Consider the following 17,329-nt stretch of genomic DNA (forward strand, 5'->3'; position numbering starts at 1 on the left):
CGAAACCGACATGAACGACTTCAACACCCTGGAACTGCTGAAGGACCCGCGTGGTTTTGCCACCCTGTGGCTCAGCCGTGAGGAAAAGAACAACGCCTTCAACGCCGAAATGATCCGCGAGCTGATCCTCGCCCTGGATCAGGTGCAAAGCGATCCGGCCCTGCGCTTTTTGCTGGTGCGCGGCCGCGGCAAGCACTTCAGCGCCGGCGCCGACCTGGCCTGGATGCAGCAGTCGGCCGAACTCGACTACCACACCAACCTCGACGACGCCCGCGAGCTGGCCGAGCTGATGTACAACCTGGCCAAGCTGAAGATCCCGACCCTGGCCGTGGTGCAAGGCGCGGCCTTTGGCGGGGCCCTGGGCCTGATCAGTTGCTGTGACATGGCCATCGGAGCCGACGATGCGCAATTCTGCCTGTCGGAAGTCCGCATCGGCCTGGCCCCGGCGGTGATCAGCCCGTTCGTGGTGCAAGCCATCGGCGAACGCGCGGCGCGCCGCTATGCCCTGACCGCCGAGCGCTTCAGCGGCCAGCGGGCCCGGGAAATCGGCCTGCTGGCGGAAAGCTACCCGGCGGCCGAGCTGGAACAGCAAGTGGCGTCGTGGATCGACAACCTGCTGCTCAACAGCCCGTGCGCCATGCGCGCCAGCAAGGACCTGCTGCGCGAAGTCGGCAACGGCGCCCTGACCCCGGCCCTGCGCCGTTACTGCGAAAACGCCATTGCCCGCATCCGCGTCAGCCCCGAAGGCCAGGAAGGCCTGCGCGCCTTTCTGCAAAAGCGCTCGCCCAACTGGCAGCCCGACCAGATCACCAAGGAGTCGCGTTAATGAGCGCCCCTGTCCTGACCACCCTGCTGGTGGCCAACCGCGGCGAGATCGCCTGCCGCGTGATGCGCACCGCCAAGGCCCTGGGCCTGACCACCGTGGCCGTGCACAGCGCCACCGACCGTGACGCCCGCCACAGCCGCGAAGCCGACCTGCGCATCGACCTGGGCGGCAGCAAGGCCGCCGACAGCTACCTGCAGATCGACAAACTGATCGCCGCCGCCAAGGCCAGCGGCGCCCAGGCGATTCACCCGGGCTACGGTTTTCTGTCGGAGAACGCCGGCTTCGCCCGCGCCATCGAAGCCGCTGGCCTGATCTTCCTCGGCCCGCCGGCGTCGGCCATCGACGCCATGGGCAGCAAATCGGCGGCCAAGGCACTGATGGAAACCGCTGGCGTGCCCCTGGTCCCCGGTTACCACGGCGAAGCCCAGGACCTGGAAACCTTCCGCGTCGCCGCCGAACGCATCGGCTACCCGGTGCTGCTCAAGGCCACCGCCGGCGGTGGCGGCAAGGGCATGAAAGTGGTGGAGGACGTCAGCCAGCTGGCCGAAGCCCTGGCCTCGGCCCAGCGTGAGGCGCAGTCGTCCTTCGGCGATTCGCGGATGCTGGTGGAAAAGTACGTGCTCAAGCCGCGTCACGTGGAGATCCAGGTGTTCGCCGACCAGCACGGCAACTGTCTGTACCTCAACGAGCGCGATTGCTCGATCCAGCGGCGCCACCAGAAAGTCGTCGAAGAAGCCCCGGCCCCCGGCCTGAGCGTCGAGCAGCGCAAGGCCATGGGCGAAGCCGCGGTGCGCGCGGCGCAGGCCATCGGTTACGTCGGCGCCGGCACCGTGGAGTTCCTGCTGGATTCGCGCGGCGAATTCTTCTTCATGGAAATGAACACCCGCCTGCAAGTGGAGCACCCGGTCACCGAAGCCATCACCGGGCTGGACCTGGTGGCCTGGCAAATCCGCGTGGCCCAGGGCGAAGCGCTGCCGATCACCCAGGACCAGGTGCCGCTGATCGGGCACGCGATCGAAGTGCGGCTGTACGCCGAGGACCCGGGCAACGACTTCCTCCCGGCCACCGGGCGCCTGGCGCTGTACCGCGAATCGGCGGCGGGTCCTGGACGTCGGGTGGACAGCGGTGTCGAGCAAGGCGACAGCGTGTCGCCGTTCTACGATCCGATGCTCGGCAAGCTGATCGCCTGGGGCGAAAACCGCGAGCAGGCGCGTTTGCGCCTGCTGGGCATGCTCGACGAGTTCGCCATTGGCGGGCTGAAGACCAACCTGGCGTTCCTGCGGCGCATCATCGCCCACCCGGCCTTCGCCGCCGCCGAGCTGGATACCGGTTTTATCCCGCGCTATCAGGACCAGTTGCTGCCACCGGCCAGCGCCTTGAGCGACGAGTTCTGGCAAGCCGCCGCCCAGGCGTTCGCCCAGAGCCAGCCGGACCAGACGCGCGCCGACGACCGCTATTCCCCCTGGGCCAAGGCCAGCGGCCTGCGCATCGGCCTGCCGCGGGAAACCGTGCTGCACCTCGACTGCGAGGGCCAGGACCGGGCGATCAAGCTGGACCCCCACAACGCGGCCATGGCCTTGCACGGCGAGCAGCTGTCGATCGAACACAAGGGGCTGCGCCAGCAGCATCGGGCGATTCGCCAGGGCGACAGCCTGTACCTGCAGTGGCAGGGCGAGATGCACCGGGTCACGGCCTATGACCCGATTGCCGCGGTGGAGGCCAGCCACAGTCATCATGGCGGCCTGACCGCGCCCATGAACGGCAGCATCGTGCGGGTCCTGGTGCAGGCCGGGCAGAGTGTCGAAGCCGGCGCGCAACTGGTGGTCCTGGAGGCGATGAAGATGGAACACAGCATCCGCGCACCGCAAGCCGGGGTGGTCAAGGCGCTGTATTGCCAGGAAGGCGAGATGGTCAGTGAGGGAAGTGCCCTGGTGGAGCTGGAATAAGCTCCTGAGGCAGAAGATCGTTCCCGCAGCCTTGCGGGAACGATCGTATTTTTACGTCAGAATTTAGCGGTAGCCTGCACCACGACACCAATAATCCGACAGTCATCGCTGTAAAGCACCTTCGGGTAAGTCGGATTCAGCGGCACCAGATAGCGTTGCCCACCCTCCTCCACCAGCTTGCGGAAAATCGCTTCGGTACTGCCCGGGCATTGCACGATCACCAGCTTGCCGGGAACCGCCTCCACCGCCGGATCCACCAGGATCAACATGTCCTGGGCGATGCTCAGGCCACTGGGGGCAATCATCGCGTCGCCCACCACGACCAGCCAGAAAGCCGAGCCTTCGGCCTGGTAGTCAGAGAGCTCGTAACGCTCGCTGGCGTAGCCCACGCCACCGGCCTCGCGCACCTCGCCAACGCCCCGCCAGTCGCTGACCGGATAGCGGAAGTACGGGTTGTACTTCTGCACCAACGACGGCCCTTCCAGCAGCAATTGGCCCTCGTCATCCACCTGTGGTTTTTCGCGGATCACCAGCGCGACTTCGAGAAAACCCAGGCCGATTTCTTCCAGCACCCGGTTCATGTCTTCGATCTTCGGCTGGCGCCGTTTGCTCAGCCAGTGGCCGATGCCGCCCTGGGACATGCCCAGGCGTTCCGCGAGCTTTTCTTGTGTGACCTTGCGGTCCTTCATGTTGGATTTAACCAACTCGATCCATTTGTCCATGGAGCGGAACAATACGTTGTGTATTTCGGCCCTCAACACACAAGTTGTAGTATTTGAAACCTAGTCACAAATACATTAAGTATTACCATTCCTCAGACCCTCTTATTCCACGTCAAAGGATGGAACCGCTCATGAGCACAACCAGCAAAGATGCACCGGAACTGGAAACCGATGTCGGCTTCAACGCCCTCAAGGACAGCGAGGCCGCTCGCCGGGCCATGGACTACTACTTGAAACCGGCTATTGCAGAATCGTCGATCGACGAGAAGTTCTTCGAGGTCAAACACAGCATCAGCAGCGAGGAAGCGATGATCCACGCTTCCGACCTGCTGCGTTGCGCCGCGGCCAGTGCCTACGAGGCCGCCGACCACCTGCGGGGTACCCGGCGCGACCTGGCGTTTTCCGTGGTGCACATGATCGACATGGCCAAGGCGCTGGTGGATCGCTCGCTGGACAGCCATCGCCCGGAATGAGCGCCACGGCAGAATTCGCCCACGGGCGATCCGGCCGATGAACAGGGCTGGCAACAGGGGCAGGAAATTATTTTCCAAAAGGCGGGGAAAAACATTTGACTTGCAAATGATAATGATTATTATTGCAAGCAACTGGTCGCGAGATCAGTCGATAACCCAAGAGACCTTAGGTCGGACTCCTGGATTATCTCCTCATCAGGCTAATCACGGTTTTTGACCCGGCTTTTTGCCGGGTCTTTTTTTTCTGCCAGTTTTTCTGGCTTGGCTTCAGGCTAATGAAGACTGGGTACCGCTGAATTGGCGGCGATGATAGCAAAAGAATGCCTCATTGCAAGCCGACGCCCGCCGCAACGGCTCGCAAATGCAAAAACAGCGCTTGAGAATCAATCGCATAGCTTCTAAGCTGCTTTCGCGTCAAGGACGACGCCCCCCCTCTCCCGCCGAAATTGCCCCCCTGTAACTCCCCCGCCTTGCTAAAGTAACGGCCATAAAAATCCTGCTCAGGAATCATGACCGTGGCCCAAAGCTCGTTTCAAATCTCTGCCAATTTCGACAGCGGCAATATCGAAGTACTGGATGCCAGCAACCCCTCGCAAGTCCTGCTGGCCATCAAGCCCGACACCCGCAGCGCGCATTTCCAGTGGTTCCACTTCAAGGCCAGCGGCCTGCATGTCGGCCAGGAACACTGGTTCCGCCTGAGCAATGCCAGCAAATCCTCGTACAACAAGGCCTGGAGCGGCTATCAGGCGGTGGCCTCCTACGATCACGTCAACTGGTTCCGCGTGCCGACGATTTTTGAAGGCGACACCCTGCGCTTCTGCCTGGAAGCCACCCAGACCCACGCCTGGTTCGCCTACTTCGAACCCTACAGCCGCGGTCGGCACGACTGGCTGATCGATCAGGCACTGACCAAGGCCGGCGCCGAACTGCTGGCCACCGGCAAAAGCGTCGAGGGTCGTGACATCCAGCTGCTGCGCAAAGGCAACGGCGACGAAGGCCGGCGCAAGGTCTGGATCATCGCCCAGCAGCACCCTGGCGAGCACATGGCCGAATGGTTCATGGAGGGCGTGATCGAGCGCCTGCAGCACCGTGACGATGCCGAGCTGAACAGGCTGCTGGCCAGCGCCGACCTGTACCTGGTGCCGAACATGAACCCCGACGGCGCTTTCCACGGTCATTTGCGCACCAATGCCATGGGCCAGGACCTGAACCGCGCCTGGCAGAGCGCCAGCCAGGAGCTCAGCCCGGAAGTGCTGTTCGTCCAGCAGCAGATGGAGCAGTACGGTGTCGACCTGTTCCTCGACGTGCACGGCGACGAAGAAATCCCCCATGTGTTCACCGCCGGCTGCGAAGGCAACCCGGGCTACACGCCGCGCCTGGCCAAGCTCGAGGAGCATTTCCGCAGCCACCTGAAACACAAGACCCGGGACTTCCAGACCACCCACGGCTACACCAGGGACAAACCCGGCGAAGCCAACATGACCCTGGCCTGCAACAGCGTCGGCGAGAAGTTCGACTGCCTGTCGCTGACCCTGGAAATGCCGTTCAAGGACCACGACGACAACCCCAACCCGCTCACCGGCTGGTCGGGCAAACGCTCGATGCAGCTGGGCAAGGACGTCCTCAGCACCGTGGCCGACATGGTCGGCATCCTGCGCTGATCCTGCTGTGCTGGCCGCGGCTCGAACCGCGGCCAGTGCCTATTGCACCGGCACCCGCCGGCAATCCTCGGGCCCGAGCAGGCGCCCGTCCGCCGAGCGCAATTCCAGCGGTCGCAGCGGCTGCCCCTGCTCGCGGTCGACCATCAGCGAATGCGCCTCCCCCGCCTCATAGAAATACGCCTCGCCCCACTGCCGCAGACCGATGATCAGGTTGAACAGGCCGTTGCCCTTCTGCGTCAGCACATACTCCTGATAGGCACTGCCATCCGACGCCGGTAGCACCTCGAAGATGCCATGGGCCACCAGGGTGCGCAGGCGGGCGGCGAGGATGTTCTTGGCCATCCCCAGGTTGCGCTGGAACTCGCTGAAGCGGCGGATACCGTCGAAGGCATCGCGAATGATCAGCAGCGACCACCAGTCGCCAATAGCGTCCAGGGAACGGGCCACCGGGCATTCGGCGCCCTCCAGGCTTGTGCGTTTGACCATGATGCAGACTCGCGACAGGAAAGTGGTTGCAATATAAAACCAGCCTCTCTACCGTACAACTGGTTTCATAACGCAACCATAACTCACGGAGCCGAGCATGACAGCCGCAATTGCCCCTCTGCCATCCGCCACCATTCCGGCGTCGGTGGTGCTGCTCTTTGCCATTGCCTGCGGGCTGGCGGTGGGCAATGTCTATTACGCCCAACCCCTGCTCGATGCCATGGCCCACAGCCTGGGCATGCCGCCGGCGACCATCGGCCTGGTCATCACCCTGACCCAGGTTGGCTACGGCCTCGGCCTGCTGTTCCTGGTGCCGCTGGGCGATCTGCTGAACCGGCGGCGGCTGATCGTCGGCCAGACGAGCTTGTCGGTCGCGGCCCTGTTGATGGTGGCGCTGGCCGCGGACAGCACCTGGCTGTTGCTGGGCATGACCCTGACCGGGCTGCTCGCGGTGGTGACCCAGGTGCTGGTGGCCTATGCCGCCAACCTGGCCGCGCCGGGCGAACGTGGCCGGGTGGTGGGCAGCGTGACCAGCGGCATCGTGCTCGGAATCCTGCTGGCGCGCACGGTATCGGGCACCATGGCCGACCTGGCCGGCTGGCGTTCGGTGTACCTGCTGTCGGCCGGGCTGACCCTGGTCATGGCGCTGCTGTTGTGGCGGGTACTGCCCAAGGTCGAGCAACCGGCGGCGCTGCACGGCTACAGCCAGCTGATCCGCTCGCTGTTCGGTCTGTTTCGCGAAGAAAAAATCCTGCGCGATCGGGCGGTGCTGGCGATGCTGATCTTCGGCGCCGGCACCGTGTTGTGGACCCCGCTGGTGCTGCCCCTGAGCGCCCCGCCGCTGTCGTTGTCCCATACCGAGATCGGTCTGTTCGGCCTCGCCGGCGCGGCCGGGGCCCTGGGTGCTTCGCGCGCCGGACGCCTGGCCGACCGTGGCCTGGGCCAGTGGACCAGCGGCCTGGCACTGAGCCTGATGCTGGCCTCCTGGTTACCCATCGCCTATACCCAGTCGTCGCTCTGGGCCCTGCTGCTGGGGGTGATCGTCTTCGACCTGGGCTTGCAGGCGGTGCATGTCACCAGCCAGAGCCTGATCTACAGCACCCGCCCCGAGGCCCAGAGCCGCCTGGCCGCGGGCTACATGCTGTTCTATTCGATCGGCAGCGCCAGCGGCTCGATCGGCGCCACCGCCATGTACGCCTGGGCGGGCTGGACCGGGGTGTGCCTGCTGGGCGCCGCGATCAATGGCGTGGCGCTGCTGTACTGGCTGTGGAGCCTGAACCCGCGCAAAGCCCTGGTATGTGCCGGTTGAGACGGGGCCCGTGCGGTCCTTCTCGACCGCACCGCCCCCACCCTCACTCCTTGCCGCGCAGCATGCTCTCCAACACCCCGTCGCGGCGCACCCAGCCATGGAACAGCGCCGCCGCCAGATGCAGCAGCACCGTCAAAAACAGCAGGTAGGCGAGAAAGCCGTGAGCCTTGCGCAGCAAGGCGAACAGCTGGGCATTGGCCGGCAGGATCGCCGGCAACTGCAGCGAACTGCCGAGCATCACCGGGTCGCCCGCCGCCGAAAGCATCGCCCAGCCCAGCAGCGGCAGGATCAGCATCAGCACGTACAGCAGCACATGGGAGGCCTTGGCCGCCACCGCCTGCCAGCCCGGCAGGTCCGCCGGCAAGGGCGGTTGCCGGGTGGAAAAGCGCACGACCAGACGCACGATCACCAGCACCAGAATGGCAATGCCCAGCGGCTTGTGCAGGTGGATCAGCCATTGGTGACGCTCGGACACCGAGGCCACCATGCCGGCGCCGATAAACAGCATGGCAATGATCATCAGCGCCATCAGCCAGTGCAGCAGGCGCGCCAGTGGCGCGAAGTGGTTCGGTTGGGCGCTCATGGGCGGGACTCCTGGGCAGCGCGGGGCAATTGGCCGACTTCACTGGTGCGGCGTAGATAGGAACTGGCATAGGCCGCCGAACGGGCCGCCAGCAGCGGGTCGTCGGAGGCGACAATGCCGCTCGGCAGCACCAGCGGGTCGTAGTTGATGTCGCGGCATTCACCATCGTTCTGCGGTTGGCTGCGCTCCAGCACCAGGGTCCCGGCATTCAGCACCTTGCGCTCGCTGGGCCAGGCCTTGCTGGCGTCGTCGGTCGGGTCGCCCGGGTTGGCCAGGGTGATGTTCAAGCGCCAGCGCAACGGCCCCGCGGCCAGGCGCTGCACCAGGTCTTTTTCCAGGAAGTCGTTACCCTCTGGCGCTATCGCGCCGGGTGCGTCCTGGGTCAGCGGCACCACCCCCCAGCGCACGGCCTGGCGTTGCCCGCTGGCGCTCACCAGGTAAAACGCGTTGATGCCGTTGTAGGTCTCGGTGGCATAGCTGGCCGAGGGCTTGGCGCCCTTGATCCATTGCAGGAACGGCATGGCTTCGGGGTGGGCGGCGAAAAACGCCGGCACGCTGGCCGGGTTCGGCTTGCCGGTCGCCGGGTCGGGCGAACTGGCTTGCTGCAACTGGTAAAACGCCTCGGGGGTGCCCACCGGGAACACCGGCATGCTGTTCATCCCGGTGCGCCACTGCTGACCGTTGGCCTGGGTGAAACGCAGGGCCAGGCTGCGGATCGGCACGCTGCCGTCAGGCGCATAGGGGTTGCCGGGGGGCAAGGCGAAACGCCCGACCACCGGGGTCCGCGCTTCGTTGAACACCTGGGCGCTGGAATAACTGCGGGCCTCGCCGCTGCTCTCGAAATAACCGGCCACGCACACGCCCTTGGCGTGGTTGCGACGAAAGCCCGGATGCACGCCGTTGTTTTTCTCCAGCACATCCACCAGGGCCTTGGGGGTCAGGCGCTGCGGATCGAAAGTGCCGTTTACATAAGCCATGGCGCCGGCCAGGGCCGCGACCACCAGGGCGATCCCGGCCAGACGCAGGCTCAGGCTGGCCGCGCTCAAGGGCGGACGATCAGGGGGTGATGGGCGATCTACCATGAATATCTCCAGGGCCGCGGGCCACAGGTGGAAAGGACAGGTCAGACGAACCCCGGCAGCGGTTATTCCCTGGCCCGCTATTTATTTTTCCGGCACGGGAATAACCTGCGTTGCCGGGCGTCTGGCGCAAGTGTGCTGTTGCAAGCGTAGCGACTGGCCAACGACCCGCAGGAACCCATGAACGATATCGACGAACAGCTGCGTGAAATCATCCCCCGGCTACGGCGCTTCGCCCTGTCCCTGAGCCGTCAGCCCAGCAGCGCCGACGACCTGGTGCAGGCGAGCCTGGAACGGGCGCTGTCGAGTTGGAGCGAAAAACGCCCCGAGGGCGATCTGCGGGCCTGGCTGTTCGCCATCCTCTACCGGCAGTTTCTCGACGCGCACCGCCGCTCACGGCGTTATGCGCGCATGCTGGAATTCTTCACCGGGCGTGACGACGCCCAGCCTTCGGTGGAACGCAGCGTGGTCGCGCAATCGACCCTGGAAGCCTTCGACCGCCTGCCCGCCGAGCAGCGCGCGCTGCTGCTCTGGGTCTCGGTGGAAGGCCTGAGCTACAAGGAAGTCGCCACCATCCTCGAGGTGCCCACCGGCACCGTGATGTCTCGCCTGTCCCGGGCGCGCCAGGCCCTGCGCCAGCTCAGCGACGGCGAAATCAGCAGCCCTTCTTTGCGGATACTCAAATGATCAGCCTGCCCCCCAGCGAACGCGACCTGCACGCCTATGTCGATCATCGGCTCAACGAGAGTGACCGGCGCCTGCTGGAAACCTACCTGAGCAGCCACCCGCAGCTCGCCGCCCAGGTCCAGGCCTGGCAACAGGACGCCCAGCAGTTGCGCGCGGCCCTCGGCGGCGCCCTGCAACAACCGGCCAACCCCGACCTCGACCCGGCGCTGATTCGCCAGCGCCTCAAGCGCCAGTCGCGCCGCCAGCTGGCCAGTGCCGCGCTGCTGTTGATCGCCCTCGGCATCGGCGGCCTGAGTGGCTGGCAGGCGCGGGAAATGACCCTGGCCAGCGCCCCGCTGCCAATGACCGACGCCCTGCAGGCCTACCGCCTGTTTGCCCAGCAAGGCGTCCTCCCGGCCGACCTCAAGGTCCAGGGCAATGGCGCCATGCAGGCCTGGCTCGACCGTTACTTCACCCAGGCCGAGCGCCTGCCGGACCTGCGCGAATCCGGGTTCCAGGCGGTCAGCGGGCGCCTGCTGAGCACCGATCAAGGACCGGCGGCGATGGTGCTGTACGAGGACCAGGGCGGGCACAAGATCAGCTTCTATATCCGCCCGCCGGGACCGAAAAACTACCTGCTGCCCCGGGGCAGCCGCAGCGATGGCGAACTGCAGGCCGACTACTGGTCCGACAGCGGCTACAACTACGCCATGGTCAGCCCCAGTGGTTCGGCGGTGGCGCAGCGGCTGCAGGACACCCAGAAATTTTGAGCCACAGTACCCGCACCCCGTGGGCCAGCCTTGAAACCGCCAAAGGTCCTTCGGACCTATCGCAGCCTTCGGCAGCGGCTACACCTCTCCCGAACGCCGTTACCCCTCCTGTAGCCGCTGCCGTAGGCTGCGATCGGCAGCGAAGCAGCCGCAGGATCTGCGCCACGCCACAAACACTTGCGACTAGCGCAATAGGGTCCCTCCTCCCTTAAAACCCCACATCCAGCACCACATTGTCGATATAGGTCCCCGCCGGCGGCGTGGCCTGGTCGGTGTAGATCCGGGCGTTGTAGTTGAACACCTGGCTGCCGGTGCCCAGGCCGTTGCCCGGGTTCACCTCGGCATCGGAACTGGCCCGCCGTGCCGCGCCCACGCTGCCCCAGCGGGTGGTGCCGGCACTCTTGAAGATGTCGTAGGCCAGGTAATTGCTCCCCGAGATCATCCGCCGCCGCCCGCCGACGCTGACGGCATGCTGGCCATCGTCCAGGCCCACGGTGTAGGCACTGCCCTTGGTACAGGCGAGGTTGATGGTCTGCCCGCTGACGGTGGCGAAGGCGCTGATCACCGGCGCACTGCCGAAACTGATATTGGGCGCGGTGATCACGCAGTCGTTGGCCACCGTCAGGTTGACCGTCAGGCTGGCGACGCCGCTGCCGATATCGCGCCCCAGGCATGCGCCCAGCACACCGATCCCCGCGCAGTAGTTCCAGCTCCAGGCGATGCTCAGGGTCTCGGTGTAGATGCCGGCGGCGACGTTGCTGCCGGTGATGCTACCCAGGTAGACCGGAATGGCCTTGGCCACGGTCGGGCTGCCCAGCAGCCCCAGGGCATCGACGATGGAGTTGCGCGCGAAGTCGAACTGCACGCCACGGTTGATGGGGTAGTTGGTGCTGTTGTCGCCGTAGATGGTATAGCCGATGACATCGCCGGTGGGGCCCAACAGCCCGCTCTGCGAGGAGGTGATGGTGGCGTAGAAATGGTCGTTGCTGGCCATCAGGGTCGCCAACGAGCCGGTACAGGCCAGGCCGGCGTTGGTGCTGGAAGCGGACTGCGAGGTGGTGCGCACCAGGATCGAGCTGAGGGTGCCGAAACTCGCCGGCGAGGTACTGACCACCGAACACAGGGCCTGGGCCGCCCCCGGCGACAGCAGCGCCATCAGCAACAGCCCCTGGCCCCAATAGCGACACAACCTGTCCATGTTCACCGCCTCCCGATTCCGTTCATGAATCCTCACTGGCACAGCAAAGGCCCGATCAACGGCACCTGTTCCTGCTCCGGCTCCAGGGTAAAGCTCACCTGGCAACTGCTGCCGTCGGCCAGGCTGACCCGCAGGCTGTTGTTCGGCGCCAGGTTTTCCAGGTACACCAGGCCATCCCAACCCACCACTGCCTGGGCGCCGCTCTGCTCGTGGGTCACCAGGCTGCCCAGGGGCAGCTCCTGGTGCCGGGCGTCCACCAGGACCACGCTGGCGGCGACGATGCGGGTCAAGGGGAACGCCACCAGGTAGCCACTGCCGCGACGCACCGCGACCCGCTGTTCGACCAGCGGGCTCTGCACGTTGGCCGGCAGGTTCAGCGGGTCGATCTCGTATTTGCCGCGGTAATAGGCGCTGCTCCAGGGCACCAACAGATGGCCGTTCTTATCGGTGCGTCCCACCAGCTGGTTTTCATAGCGCACCGGAATATCCCGGTAGCCGTCGGTGCTGACCACCACGAAAGCGTCGTCGATGCGGTTGGCGGCGAACACCTGATGGTCCATCCACACCAGCGAACCACTGGCATCGGCCCAACGGGTTTCGGCCTCGCTGGAACCATAGACCCCGGCCTGCAATTGCACCGACTGCAAACGCCAGGTCAGGTCGGCCTGGCGGTAGGCCGGCGCATCGCCCTGGGCATAACCGAGATTGAAGCCGACACCACCTTCGCTGGGCACCGCCCGGCTGTAGTTGACCCGCTGTCGGTCCTGCCCGTCCTTGCTGCGCTCGCTGCTCAGGCTCAGGCTGCCGTGAAGGTCGAACGGAATCACCAGCTGGGCCTGGACCGCCCAGTTGCTGTCGCCGATCTCGCGGTTGGCCGACAGGTAGAAACTGCTGCTGCGCCACAGCGGCTTGCTCCAGGTCAGGTTGAGCAGGCGGGTGCGCGAATCGTCCGTGGCGCGCACATCGAAATAGCCAACACCGAGGCTGCCGTAGCGCTCGAGGTTGAGGCTCAGGGTCAGTTGCTCACTGCGCTGGCTGAGGCTGGCGTAGGGGCTGTCCACCACCGTCAGGTCGGCGTAGCCGTCGCGGCGCTGCATGCGCTGGTAGGACAGGCTGTAGCGCCGGCTGCTGTACTGATAACCGAGACTGACCTGCTGCCCACCCTGGCCGTCGAAGCGGCTCTGGCTGATGGCGCTGTTGAGCACACCGAAATTGCCCAGGCGCAGGTTGCCACCGAAACCGCCGAGGGTCAGGGACTGCGCCGCCTCGGCGTGGCCTTCCAGGGTCAGGTTGTCGCTCAGGCCGTAGCGCAGGCTGCCGGAAGTGACGCCGGGGCCGTAGCTGAAATCCCGCAGCGTGTAGTCGCGGCGCAGGGTCCCGGCGGCCACCGAGAAATCGCTCAGGCCTTTTTGCAGCAGGCTGCTGGTGACATAGAACGGCACGGTGGTGGACACCTGTCGCCCCAGGGCATCGGTGGTCACCACCACGGCTTCGCCGGCACCGTTGATGAACGGGATATTGGTCAGGGTGTAGGGCCCCGGCTGCAGGTCGGCGCTGCTGGACTTGTAGCCGTTGATAAACAGGTCCACCGAGGACGGCACCGCCGCCTCCCCGGCGAACTGCGGCAAGGGGTAGGTCACCAGGTCCGGGCGCACGGCAAAATCGCGCGACAGTTGCACACCGCCCAGGCGCACCGAGTTGCTCCAGGGCAAGGCGCCACTGACCAGGTCGCCGGCCTCGTAGGTCAGCAACCGCTCGTCGTCGGAGTAACGCCAGGTGGTGTCATAGCGCCGGTAGCCATTGTTCAGCACGCCCTCGCCCAGGCCGGAAAAGGTCCGCCGGTACTGGCCGGTGTTGGACAGGGTGCCCCAGCCGTCGAACAGCCGCACCTCGTTCCAGGCCGCCAGGTAAGTGCCGGCATCGTCGGTGTCGTTGAGGTACAGATCGTAATTGAGCAAGGCGCCGAAACTGCTCAGCGCCGGGGTTCGTGGATAGGCCTGGCGGCTGCCGATCAATTGCTCCGGCAGCCAGTCCGGCGGCACCTCCAGCAACAGCCGCTGGCCCTGGCTGTCGTAGTCGCTGTGCAGCCCTTGCAGGCTGTCGAGGGCGACCTGGGCGTCGAGCCCTTCGGGCAATTTCATCCCGCTTTCCCGCAGGGCCTGGGCCGGTACGAACAGGCGTCCGGCACGTTGCTCGACGGCGATCACTCGCCCGGTATTCATCTGATTGACCACCAGTTCCAGAAACAGTTGGGCATCGCTGATCGCTTCCATGCCGCTGGGCGGCGGCGGCAGTTCGCCACCCAGGCTGCCGGAGGCGAACACCCAGCAACACAGCCCGCTCACCGCCCACCCCGGGCGCCAGAAACGACGAGCCGCGCCGAGGTTCATTGAAGCGTTACGCCCATCGATGGACACCTTTCTTCCATGGCTTGCAGTGACTGCCGCTACCGGTCAGCCTGAATCGCCGATCGCCGGACAGCCCCGCAACCTTGTCTGCCCGCAGCGGTAGATGGCCTCAGCGGGCCGGCGCAACGTTCTGCACCTGCGGCGCGCCATTGACCCGCACCTGCAACGCCGCGTCCGCGGTTGGCGCGGCGGGCACCGGCCAACGCATGATCGCCCCCGGCAGCACGTAGCCCAGCAGCCCTTCCACCAGCGACCGGGTCTGCCCCGCCTGCTTGAGCGCCACGTCGGTCAGGCGCGCATGCACCGCGCCCTGGTTGCGTACCTCGACGTAATTGCGGCCATCCACCGCCACCTTGCGCCAGCTCAGCTGGGGCACGCCGGCGCTTTTCGGATCACGCTGGCGAGTGCTGTCTTCCTTGCTCCAGAGCCCGGCACCGTAGGCGAACAGCGGCACCGAATAACGCATCTGGAAACGGATGGCCGCCGCCGTCTTGCCCTCGCCTTCGGGGATCGGCGGCTGCGCCAAGGGGATTTCATCGATGATGATCCGGTAGGCCAGCTCCTGGCCGGGCGGGACTTCGCGGGTCCGGGTCAGGCGGACCAGTTGCCTCTGCCCGGGCGCGATCTTCGCCACCGGCGGGCTGCCGATCACCTCCCTCTGGTTCTGGTACTGGTCCTCGAAGCCGCTCTGGCTCCAGGCAAAGACCCGGATCTGCAGGTTCGCGGTTTCCGTGCCGCGGTTTTCCAGCCACAGCGCGCTGGCCTGCTGGTCGGCCTCCAGCACCGGGTCGATCGGCCAGATCAGCACCGAGCTGGCGGCCCTTGCCTGAACCGCCCCCAGCAACGCCATGGCCAGCACGGCACAACCAACGACCTGCAACCGCCGGGAAGTCGAATACATACCGCTACTCCTTATGGTCTTGCCCCATCACCACGACAGCTGCACCTGCAGCACATCGCTGTACGTCCCCCCAGGCTGATTACCTGGTAATTGCACCTGGCCGTAGATCGGCAGGCTGATGTTGTTCGCGTCGCTATAGGCCACCGCCACGCTCTGGCCGATGCCCAGGCTCTGGCTGAATGCCGCGTCGCGAAACAGCTGATAAGCCACCCGCGCACTGCCGCCATCGAGCTGCATGTGTCGTCCGCTGCTGTTGTACTGGCCGCCGTCGACGCTCATGTTCAGGCTCACCCCCGGCGTGCATTGCAGTTGCACGCTGTTCGCCAGGGCGACCTGCAGCGTGCTGGTGGACAACGCCGACTGGCTGCCGAAGTTCAGGTTGCCGTAATTGCTCACGCCACCCACCACCAGGCACCCGGCGACCACCGTGGCGCTGACCTGGAAGCTCTGGCTGGTCACCGCCGCCAGGGGCAGCGGCAGGCTGCTGGCACCGAGCAGTACCAGCGCCGCGCACGCGTGACGGGTCATGGCGTCAGAAGGTCAGTTCGACGGCGACGGTATCGGTGTAGGTGCCCGCCGGCAGGCCAGCCTTGCCGAGCGCCTTGCCGTAGATATTGACGGTCTGCGCCACGCCGGTGCTGGTGGCCAGGTTGATGGCATCGTCGATGGCCAGGAGCTGCGTGTGCCCGGAGTCGGTGTACAAGTCGTAAGGCACGAAGTTGCCGCTGCCATCGGCCAGGGCCCGGGTGCCGCCGGCGGACTGGCCGTCATGGGTGCCCGCGCGGACCGTCACCACCGGGCTGGTGCCACTGGAGCAGAGGATCGACAAGGCCCCGCCGCCGCCACCGAGTACCTGGGCCGTAGCCTGGGTGAACAGGCTGTCGGTGGTGCCGAAGTTCAGGGCGCCGAAGTTCAGGCCGCTGCTGCCGCCCGCGCCATTGACCTGGCAACTGCTGGTGAGAATCAGGCTGGACGTGATCTGGCCGGTGACCGTCGCGGCCTGGGCCACGGAAAACATGGCCAGTCCAAGCAGCGACAAGGCGATCCGGGATACAAGCATGTGCATGACATTCGTCCTCTTTGGGTTTACCAATCCAGCGTCACCGTCAGGGTGTCGGTGTAGACCCCCGCCGGCAGCGCATGGCTATTCGCGACCACCGAGCCAAACACCGGGATCGGTACCTGGGCCCCACTGGTAACGGCGAAATTGCGTTGCTGACCGATGCTGTAGCTGTCGCTGCCGGAGGCATCGAGGAACAGCCGATAGGCAATGGTCTGGCGACCATTGCTCAGGCGCCGGGTGTTGCCGTCGCCATTGCGGCCGCCGTCGATGGTCACGGTGAAACCGGTCACCGAAGGGTTGCAGGCCACCTCCAGGCGCCCGCTGCCGCTACCGCTGACATTGGCTCTCAGGGGCGCACTCCAGGTCGGGCCATGCTGGCCGAAATCCAGCAGGCCGAAGTCGTCGACCGGATTCTCGGGCGTGCGGATCGCACCATTGGTCACTTCACAGCCGGCGATGATGGTCAGCCGCGCGTGTATCTGCCCGCTGATCGCCGCTTGCGTGTCACCAGCCGGCAGGAGCAACGAACCCAGGGCGGCCAGCGTCCAGCTTCTGATCGTCATCGCCGCCCTCCTGGAGCCATGGGCTCTCTCACCTTGACCGCCCTTGGTGCGCGGTCTCCCTGCGCTGCCCGGATCCACCGGGCAGCTCCCGCGCCGCCACTACCAGGTGACCGTCACTTTCAGCAGATCGGAATAACGGCTGACCCGCGGGATCTCGGCCAGCGGCTCGATCCGCCCGTACAACGGCAGGTCCACCGAACCCGAGTCCGGCACCCGGCCGCTCACCGGCACATTCACCGGCAGCGGAATGCGCCGGGCCGCGTCCTGGTACAGGCGATAGGGAATGGGCTTGCTGTGTGCGGCACTGCCGGCCAGGTAGCGCACTTCGCCGACGCCCCCGTGTTGCCCGCCATCGACGCGCACTTGATAAGGGGTGTCCGGGTTGCACTCGAGCCTGGGCAGGCGAGTGTCGAGCAACGCCGCGCTGAGGGGGCCGGCGGGGTTGTCGAGACGCGGGCTGCTGCCGAAATCCAGCACGCCCAGTTGCTCGACGCCGGCGTCGCGCTGCTGTCCCACCAGCTGGCAGCCACGCTGCACGTCGACCCGGACCTCCACCTGGAGTTCCACGGCCGATGCTGTTGCGGCGAGCAGCATGCTCATGACTGCAAAAAACCGGCTTGCCATTCAACGCCTCAATCCTTTTGAGGAACGATAGGTACAGCTCAGGTTAGCCAG

General features: G+C 65.6%; 18 protein-coding genes. 7 read left to right on the forward strand and 11 right to left on the reverse strand.

Features of this window, described 5'->3' with window-relative positions:
* Nucleotides 1-10: 10 nt before the first annotated feature.
* Together CXQ81_RS21510 and CXQ81_RS21515 are read left to right on the forward strand one after the other, a co-directional pair.
* Complete coding sequence (locus CXQ81_RS21510; protein WP_101338495.1) at nt 11-826, forward strand: gamma-carboxygeranoyl-CoA hydratase; 816 nt, start codon at nt 11-13, stop codon at nt 824-826.
* On the forward strand, nt 826-2,772 hold the full coding sequence (locus CXQ81_RS21515; protein WP_101338496.1) for an acetyl/propionyl/methylcrotonyl-CoA carboxylase subunit alpha: 1,947 nt from the start codon (nt 826-828) through the stop codon (nt 2,770-2,772). The genes CXQ81_RS21510 and CXQ81_RS21515 overlap by 1 nt, the downstream gene beginning before the upstream one ends.
* 56 nt (nt 2,773-2,828) lie before the next feature.
* Here the strand turns inward: CXQ81_RS21515 and CXQ81_RS21520 are convergent, their stop codons facing one another.
* On the reverse strand, nt 2,829-3,494 hold the full coding sequence (locus tag CXQ81_RS21520) for a LexA family transcriptional regulator (RefSeq protein ID WP_087091641.1): 666 nt from the start codon (nt 3,492-3,494) through the stop codon (nt 2,829-2,831).
* A 131-nt stretch (nt 3,495-3,625) separates the two neighbouring features.
* Here CXQ81_RS21520 and CXQ81_RS21525 point away from each other — a divergent pair, with 131 nt between their 5' ends.
* Nucleotides 3,626-3,967 carry a DUF6124 family protein gene (locus CXQ81_RS21525; protein ID WP_007929666.1) on the forward strand — a complete coding sequence of 114 codons (342 nt, stop codon included), beginning with the start codon at nt 3,626-3,628 and terminating at the stop codon, nt 3,965-3,967.
* Between the two features lie 509 nt (nt 3,968-4,476).
* Nucleotides 4,477-5,628: a M14-type cytosolic carboxypeptidase gene (locus CXQ81_RS21535; RefSeq protein ID WP_101338497.1), complete on the forward strand. Its 1,152-nt coding sequence runs from the start codon at nt 4,477-4,479 to the stop codon at nt 5,626-5,628.
* 39 nt (nt 5,629-5,667) lie between these two features.
* Here the strand turns inward: CXQ81_RS21535 and CXQ81_RS21540 are convergent, their stop codons facing one another.
* Complete coding sequence (locus CXQ81_RS21540; RefSeq protein ID WP_053261870.1) at nt 5,668-6,114, reverse strand: helix-turn-helix domain-containing protein; 447 nt, start codon at nt 6,112-6,114, stop codon at nt 5,668-5,670.
* Nucleotides 6,115-6,211: 97 nt separating this feature from the next.
* Between CXQ81_RS21540 and CXQ81_RS21545 the strand changes: the two genes are divergently transcribed.
* The gene (locus tag CXQ81_RS21545; RefSeq protein ID WP_101338498.1) at nt 6,212-7,423 is read left to right on the forward strand and encodes an MFS transporter; all 1,212 of its coding nucleotides are present in this window, start codon (nt 6,212-6,214) and stop codon (nt 7,421-7,423) included.
* A gap of 43 nt (nt 7,424-7,466) precedes the next feature.
* Here CXQ81_RS21545 and CXQ81_RS21550 read toward each other — a convergent pair whose 3' ends face one another.
* Both CXQ81_RS21550 and CXQ81_RS21555 read right to left on the reverse strand, forming a co-directional pair.
* Nucleotides 7,467-8,006 carry a cytochrome b gene (locus CXQ81_RS21550; RefSeq protein ID WP_101338499.1) on the reverse strand — a complete coding sequence of 180 codons (540 nt, stop codon included), beginning with the start codon at nt 8,004-8,006 and terminating at the stop codon, nt 7,467-7,469.
* Nucleotides 8,003-9,088 carry a catalase family peroxidase gene (locus CXQ81_RS21555; RefSeq protein WP_101338500.1) on the reverse strand — a complete coding sequence of 362 codons (1,086 nt, stop codon included), beginning with the start codon at nt 9,086-9,088 and terminating at the stop codon, nt 8,003-8,005. Before CXQ81_RS21555 ends, CXQ81_RS21550 begins: the two co-directional genes overlap by 4 nt.
* A gap of 177 nt (nt 9,089-9,265) precedes the next feature.
* Between CXQ81_RS21555 and CXQ81_RS21560 the strand changes: the two genes are divergently transcribed.
* Together CXQ81_RS21560 and CXQ81_RS21565 are read left to right on the forward strand one after the other, a co-directional pair.
* Nucleotides 9,266-9,772, forward strand: coding sequence for an RNA polymerase sigma factor (locus CXQ81_RS21560; RefSeq protein ID WP_007929687.1), 507 nt, complete (start codon nt 9,266-9,268; stop codon nt 9,770-9,772).
* Nucleotides 9,769-10,521, forward strand: coding sequence for an anti-sigma factor (locus tag CXQ81_RS21565; protein ID WP_101338501.1), 753 nt, complete (start codon nt 9,769-9,771; stop codon nt 10,519-10,521). Before CXQ81_RS21560 ends, CXQ81_RS21565 begins: the two co-directional genes overlap by 4 nt.
* 208 nt (nt 10,522-10,729) lie before the next feature.
* On the opposite strand, the gene CXQ81_RS21570 is transcribed toward CXQ81_RS21565, so the two are convergent.
* The 7 genes from CXQ81_RS21570 to CXQ81_RS21600 form a co-directional block, all read right to left on the reverse strand.
* On the reverse strand, nt 10,730-11,719 hold the full coding sequence (locus CXQ81_RS21570; RefSeq protein WP_007923592.1) for a spore coat U domain-containing protein: 990 nt from the start codon (nt 11,717-11,719) through the stop codon (nt 10,730-10,732).
* A gap of 32 nt (nt 11,720-11,751) precedes the next feature.
* On the reverse strand, nt 11,752-14,109 hold the full coding sequence (locus CXQ81_RS21575; protein ID WP_101338502.1) for a fimbria/pilus outer membrane usher protein: 2,358 nt from the start codon (nt 14,107-14,109) through the stop codon (nt 11,752-11,754).
* 127 nt (nt 14,110-14,236) lie between these two features.
* Entirely contained in the window at nt 14,237-15,028 is a 792-nt protein-coding gene (locus CXQ81_RS21580; RefSeq protein ID WP_101338503.1) for a molecular chaperone, read from the reverse strand.
* Nucleotides 15,029-15,055: 27 nt separating this feature from the next.
* Nucleotides 15,056-15,556: a spore coat U domain-containing protein gene (locus tag CXQ81_RS21585; RefSeq protein ID WP_101338504.1), complete on the reverse strand. Its 501-nt coding sequence runs from the start codon at nt 15,554-15,556 to the stop codon at nt 15,056-15,058.
* Nucleotides 15,557-15,560: 4 nt separating this feature from the next.
* On the reverse strand, nt 15,561-16,094 hold the full coding sequence (locus CXQ81_RS21590) for a spore coat U domain-containing protein (RefSeq protein ID WP_092421881.1): 534 nt from the start codon (nt 16,092-16,094) through the stop codon (nt 15,561-15,563).
* Nucleotides 16,095-16,114: 20 nt separating this feature from the next.
* Nucleotides 16,115-16,654, reverse strand: coding sequence for a spore coat U domain-containing protein (locus tag CXQ81_RS21595; RefSeq protein ID WP_101338505.1), 540 nt, complete (start codon nt 16,652-16,654; stop codon nt 16,115-16,117).
* Nucleotides 16,655-16,753: 99 nt separating this feature from the next.
* Complete coding sequence (locus tag CXQ81_RS21600; RefSeq protein ID WP_007923574.1) at nt 16,754-17,278, reverse strand: spore coat U domain-containing protein; 525 nt, start codon at nt 17,276-17,278, stop codon at nt 16,754-16,756.
* Nucleotides 17,279-17,329 lie beyond the last annotated feature (51 nt).

Source organism: Pseudomonas sp. 09C 129 (assembly GCF_002843625.1).
Lineage (GTDB): Bacteria > Pseudomonadota > Gammaproteobacteria > Pseudomonadales > Pseudomonadaceae > Aquipseudomonas > Aquipseudomonas chlororaphis.

Excerpts from the sequence above, each read along its gene's own strand:
- CXQ81_RS21515 (WP_101338496.1), top strand. The coding sequence starts at position 826 with ATGAGCGCCCCTGTCCTGACCACCCTGCTGGTGGCCAACCGCGGCGAG.
- CXQ81_RS21555 (WP_101338500.1), bottom strand. The coding sequence starts at position 9,088 with ATGGTAGATCGCCCATCACCCCCTGATCGTCCGCCCTTGAGCGCGGCC.
- CXQ81_RS21575 (WP_101338502.1), bottom strand. The coding sequence starts at position 14,109 with ATGAACCTCGGCGCGGCTCGTCGTTTCTGGCGCCCGGGGTGGGCGGTG.
- CXQ81_RS21540 (WP_053261870.1), bottom strand. The coding sequence starts at position 6,114 with ATGGTCAAACGCACAAGCCTGGAGGGCGCCGAATGCCCGGTGGCCCGT.
- CXQ81_RS21560 (WP_007929687.1), top strand. The coding sequence starts at position 9,266 with ATGAACGATATCGACGAACAGCTGCGTGAAATCATCCCCCGGCTACGG.
- CXQ81_RS21525 (WP_007929666.1), top strand. The coding sequence starts at position 3,626 with ATGAGCACAACCAGCAAAGATGCACCGGAACTGGAAACCGATGTCGGC.
- CXQ81_RS21550 (WP_101338499.1), bottom strand. The coding sequence starts at position 8,006 with ATGAGCGCCCAACCGAACCACTTCGCGCCACTGGCGCGCCTGCTGCAC.
- CXQ81_RS21520 (WP_087091641.1), bottom strand. The coding sequence starts at position 3,494 with ATGGACAAATGGATCGAGTTGGTTAAATCCAACATGAAGGACCGCAAG.
- CXQ81_RS21585 (WP_101338504.1), bottom strand. The coding sequence starts at position 15,556 with ATGACCCGTCACGCGTGCGCGGCGCTGGTACTGCTCGGTGCCAGCAGC.
- CXQ81_RS21570 (WP_007923592.1), bottom strand. The coding sequence starts at position 11,719 with ATGGACAGGTTGTGTCGCTATTGGGGCCAGGGGCTGTTGCTGATGGCG.
- CXQ81_RS21565 (WP_101338501.1), top strand. The coding sequence starts at position 9,769 with ATGATCAGCCTGCCCCCCAGCGAACGCGACCTGCACGCCTATGTCGAT.
- CXQ81_RS21590 (WP_092421881.1), bottom strand. The coding sequence starts at position 16,094 with ATGCACATGCTTGTATCCCGGATCGCCTTGTCGCTGCTTGGACTGGCC.
- CXQ81_RS21545 (WP_101338498.1), top strand. The coding sequence starts at position 6,212 with ATGACAGCCGCAATTGCCCCTCTGCCATCCGCCACCATTCCGGCGTCG.
- CXQ81_RS21600 (WP_007923574.1), bottom strand. The coding sequence starts at position 17,278 with ATGGCAAGCCGGTTTTTTGCAGTCATGAGCATGCTGCTCGCCGCAACA.
- CXQ81_RS21510 (WP_101338495.1), top strand. The coding sequence starts at position 11 with ATGAACGACTTCAACACCCTGGAACTGCTGAAGGACCCGCGTGGTTTT.
- CXQ81_RS21580 (WP_101338503.1), bottom strand. The coding sequence starts at position 15,028 with ATGTATTCGACTTCCCGGCGGTTGCAGGTCGTTGGTTGTGCCGTGCTG.
- CXQ81_RS21595 (WP_101338505.1), bottom strand. The coding sequence starts at position 16,654 with ATGACGATCAGAAGCTGGACGCTGGCCGCCCTGGGTTCGTTGCTCCTG.
- CXQ81_RS21535 (WP_101338497.1), top strand. The coding sequence starts at position 4,477 with ATGACCGTGGCCCAAAGCTCGTTTCAAATCTCTGCCAATTTCGACAGC.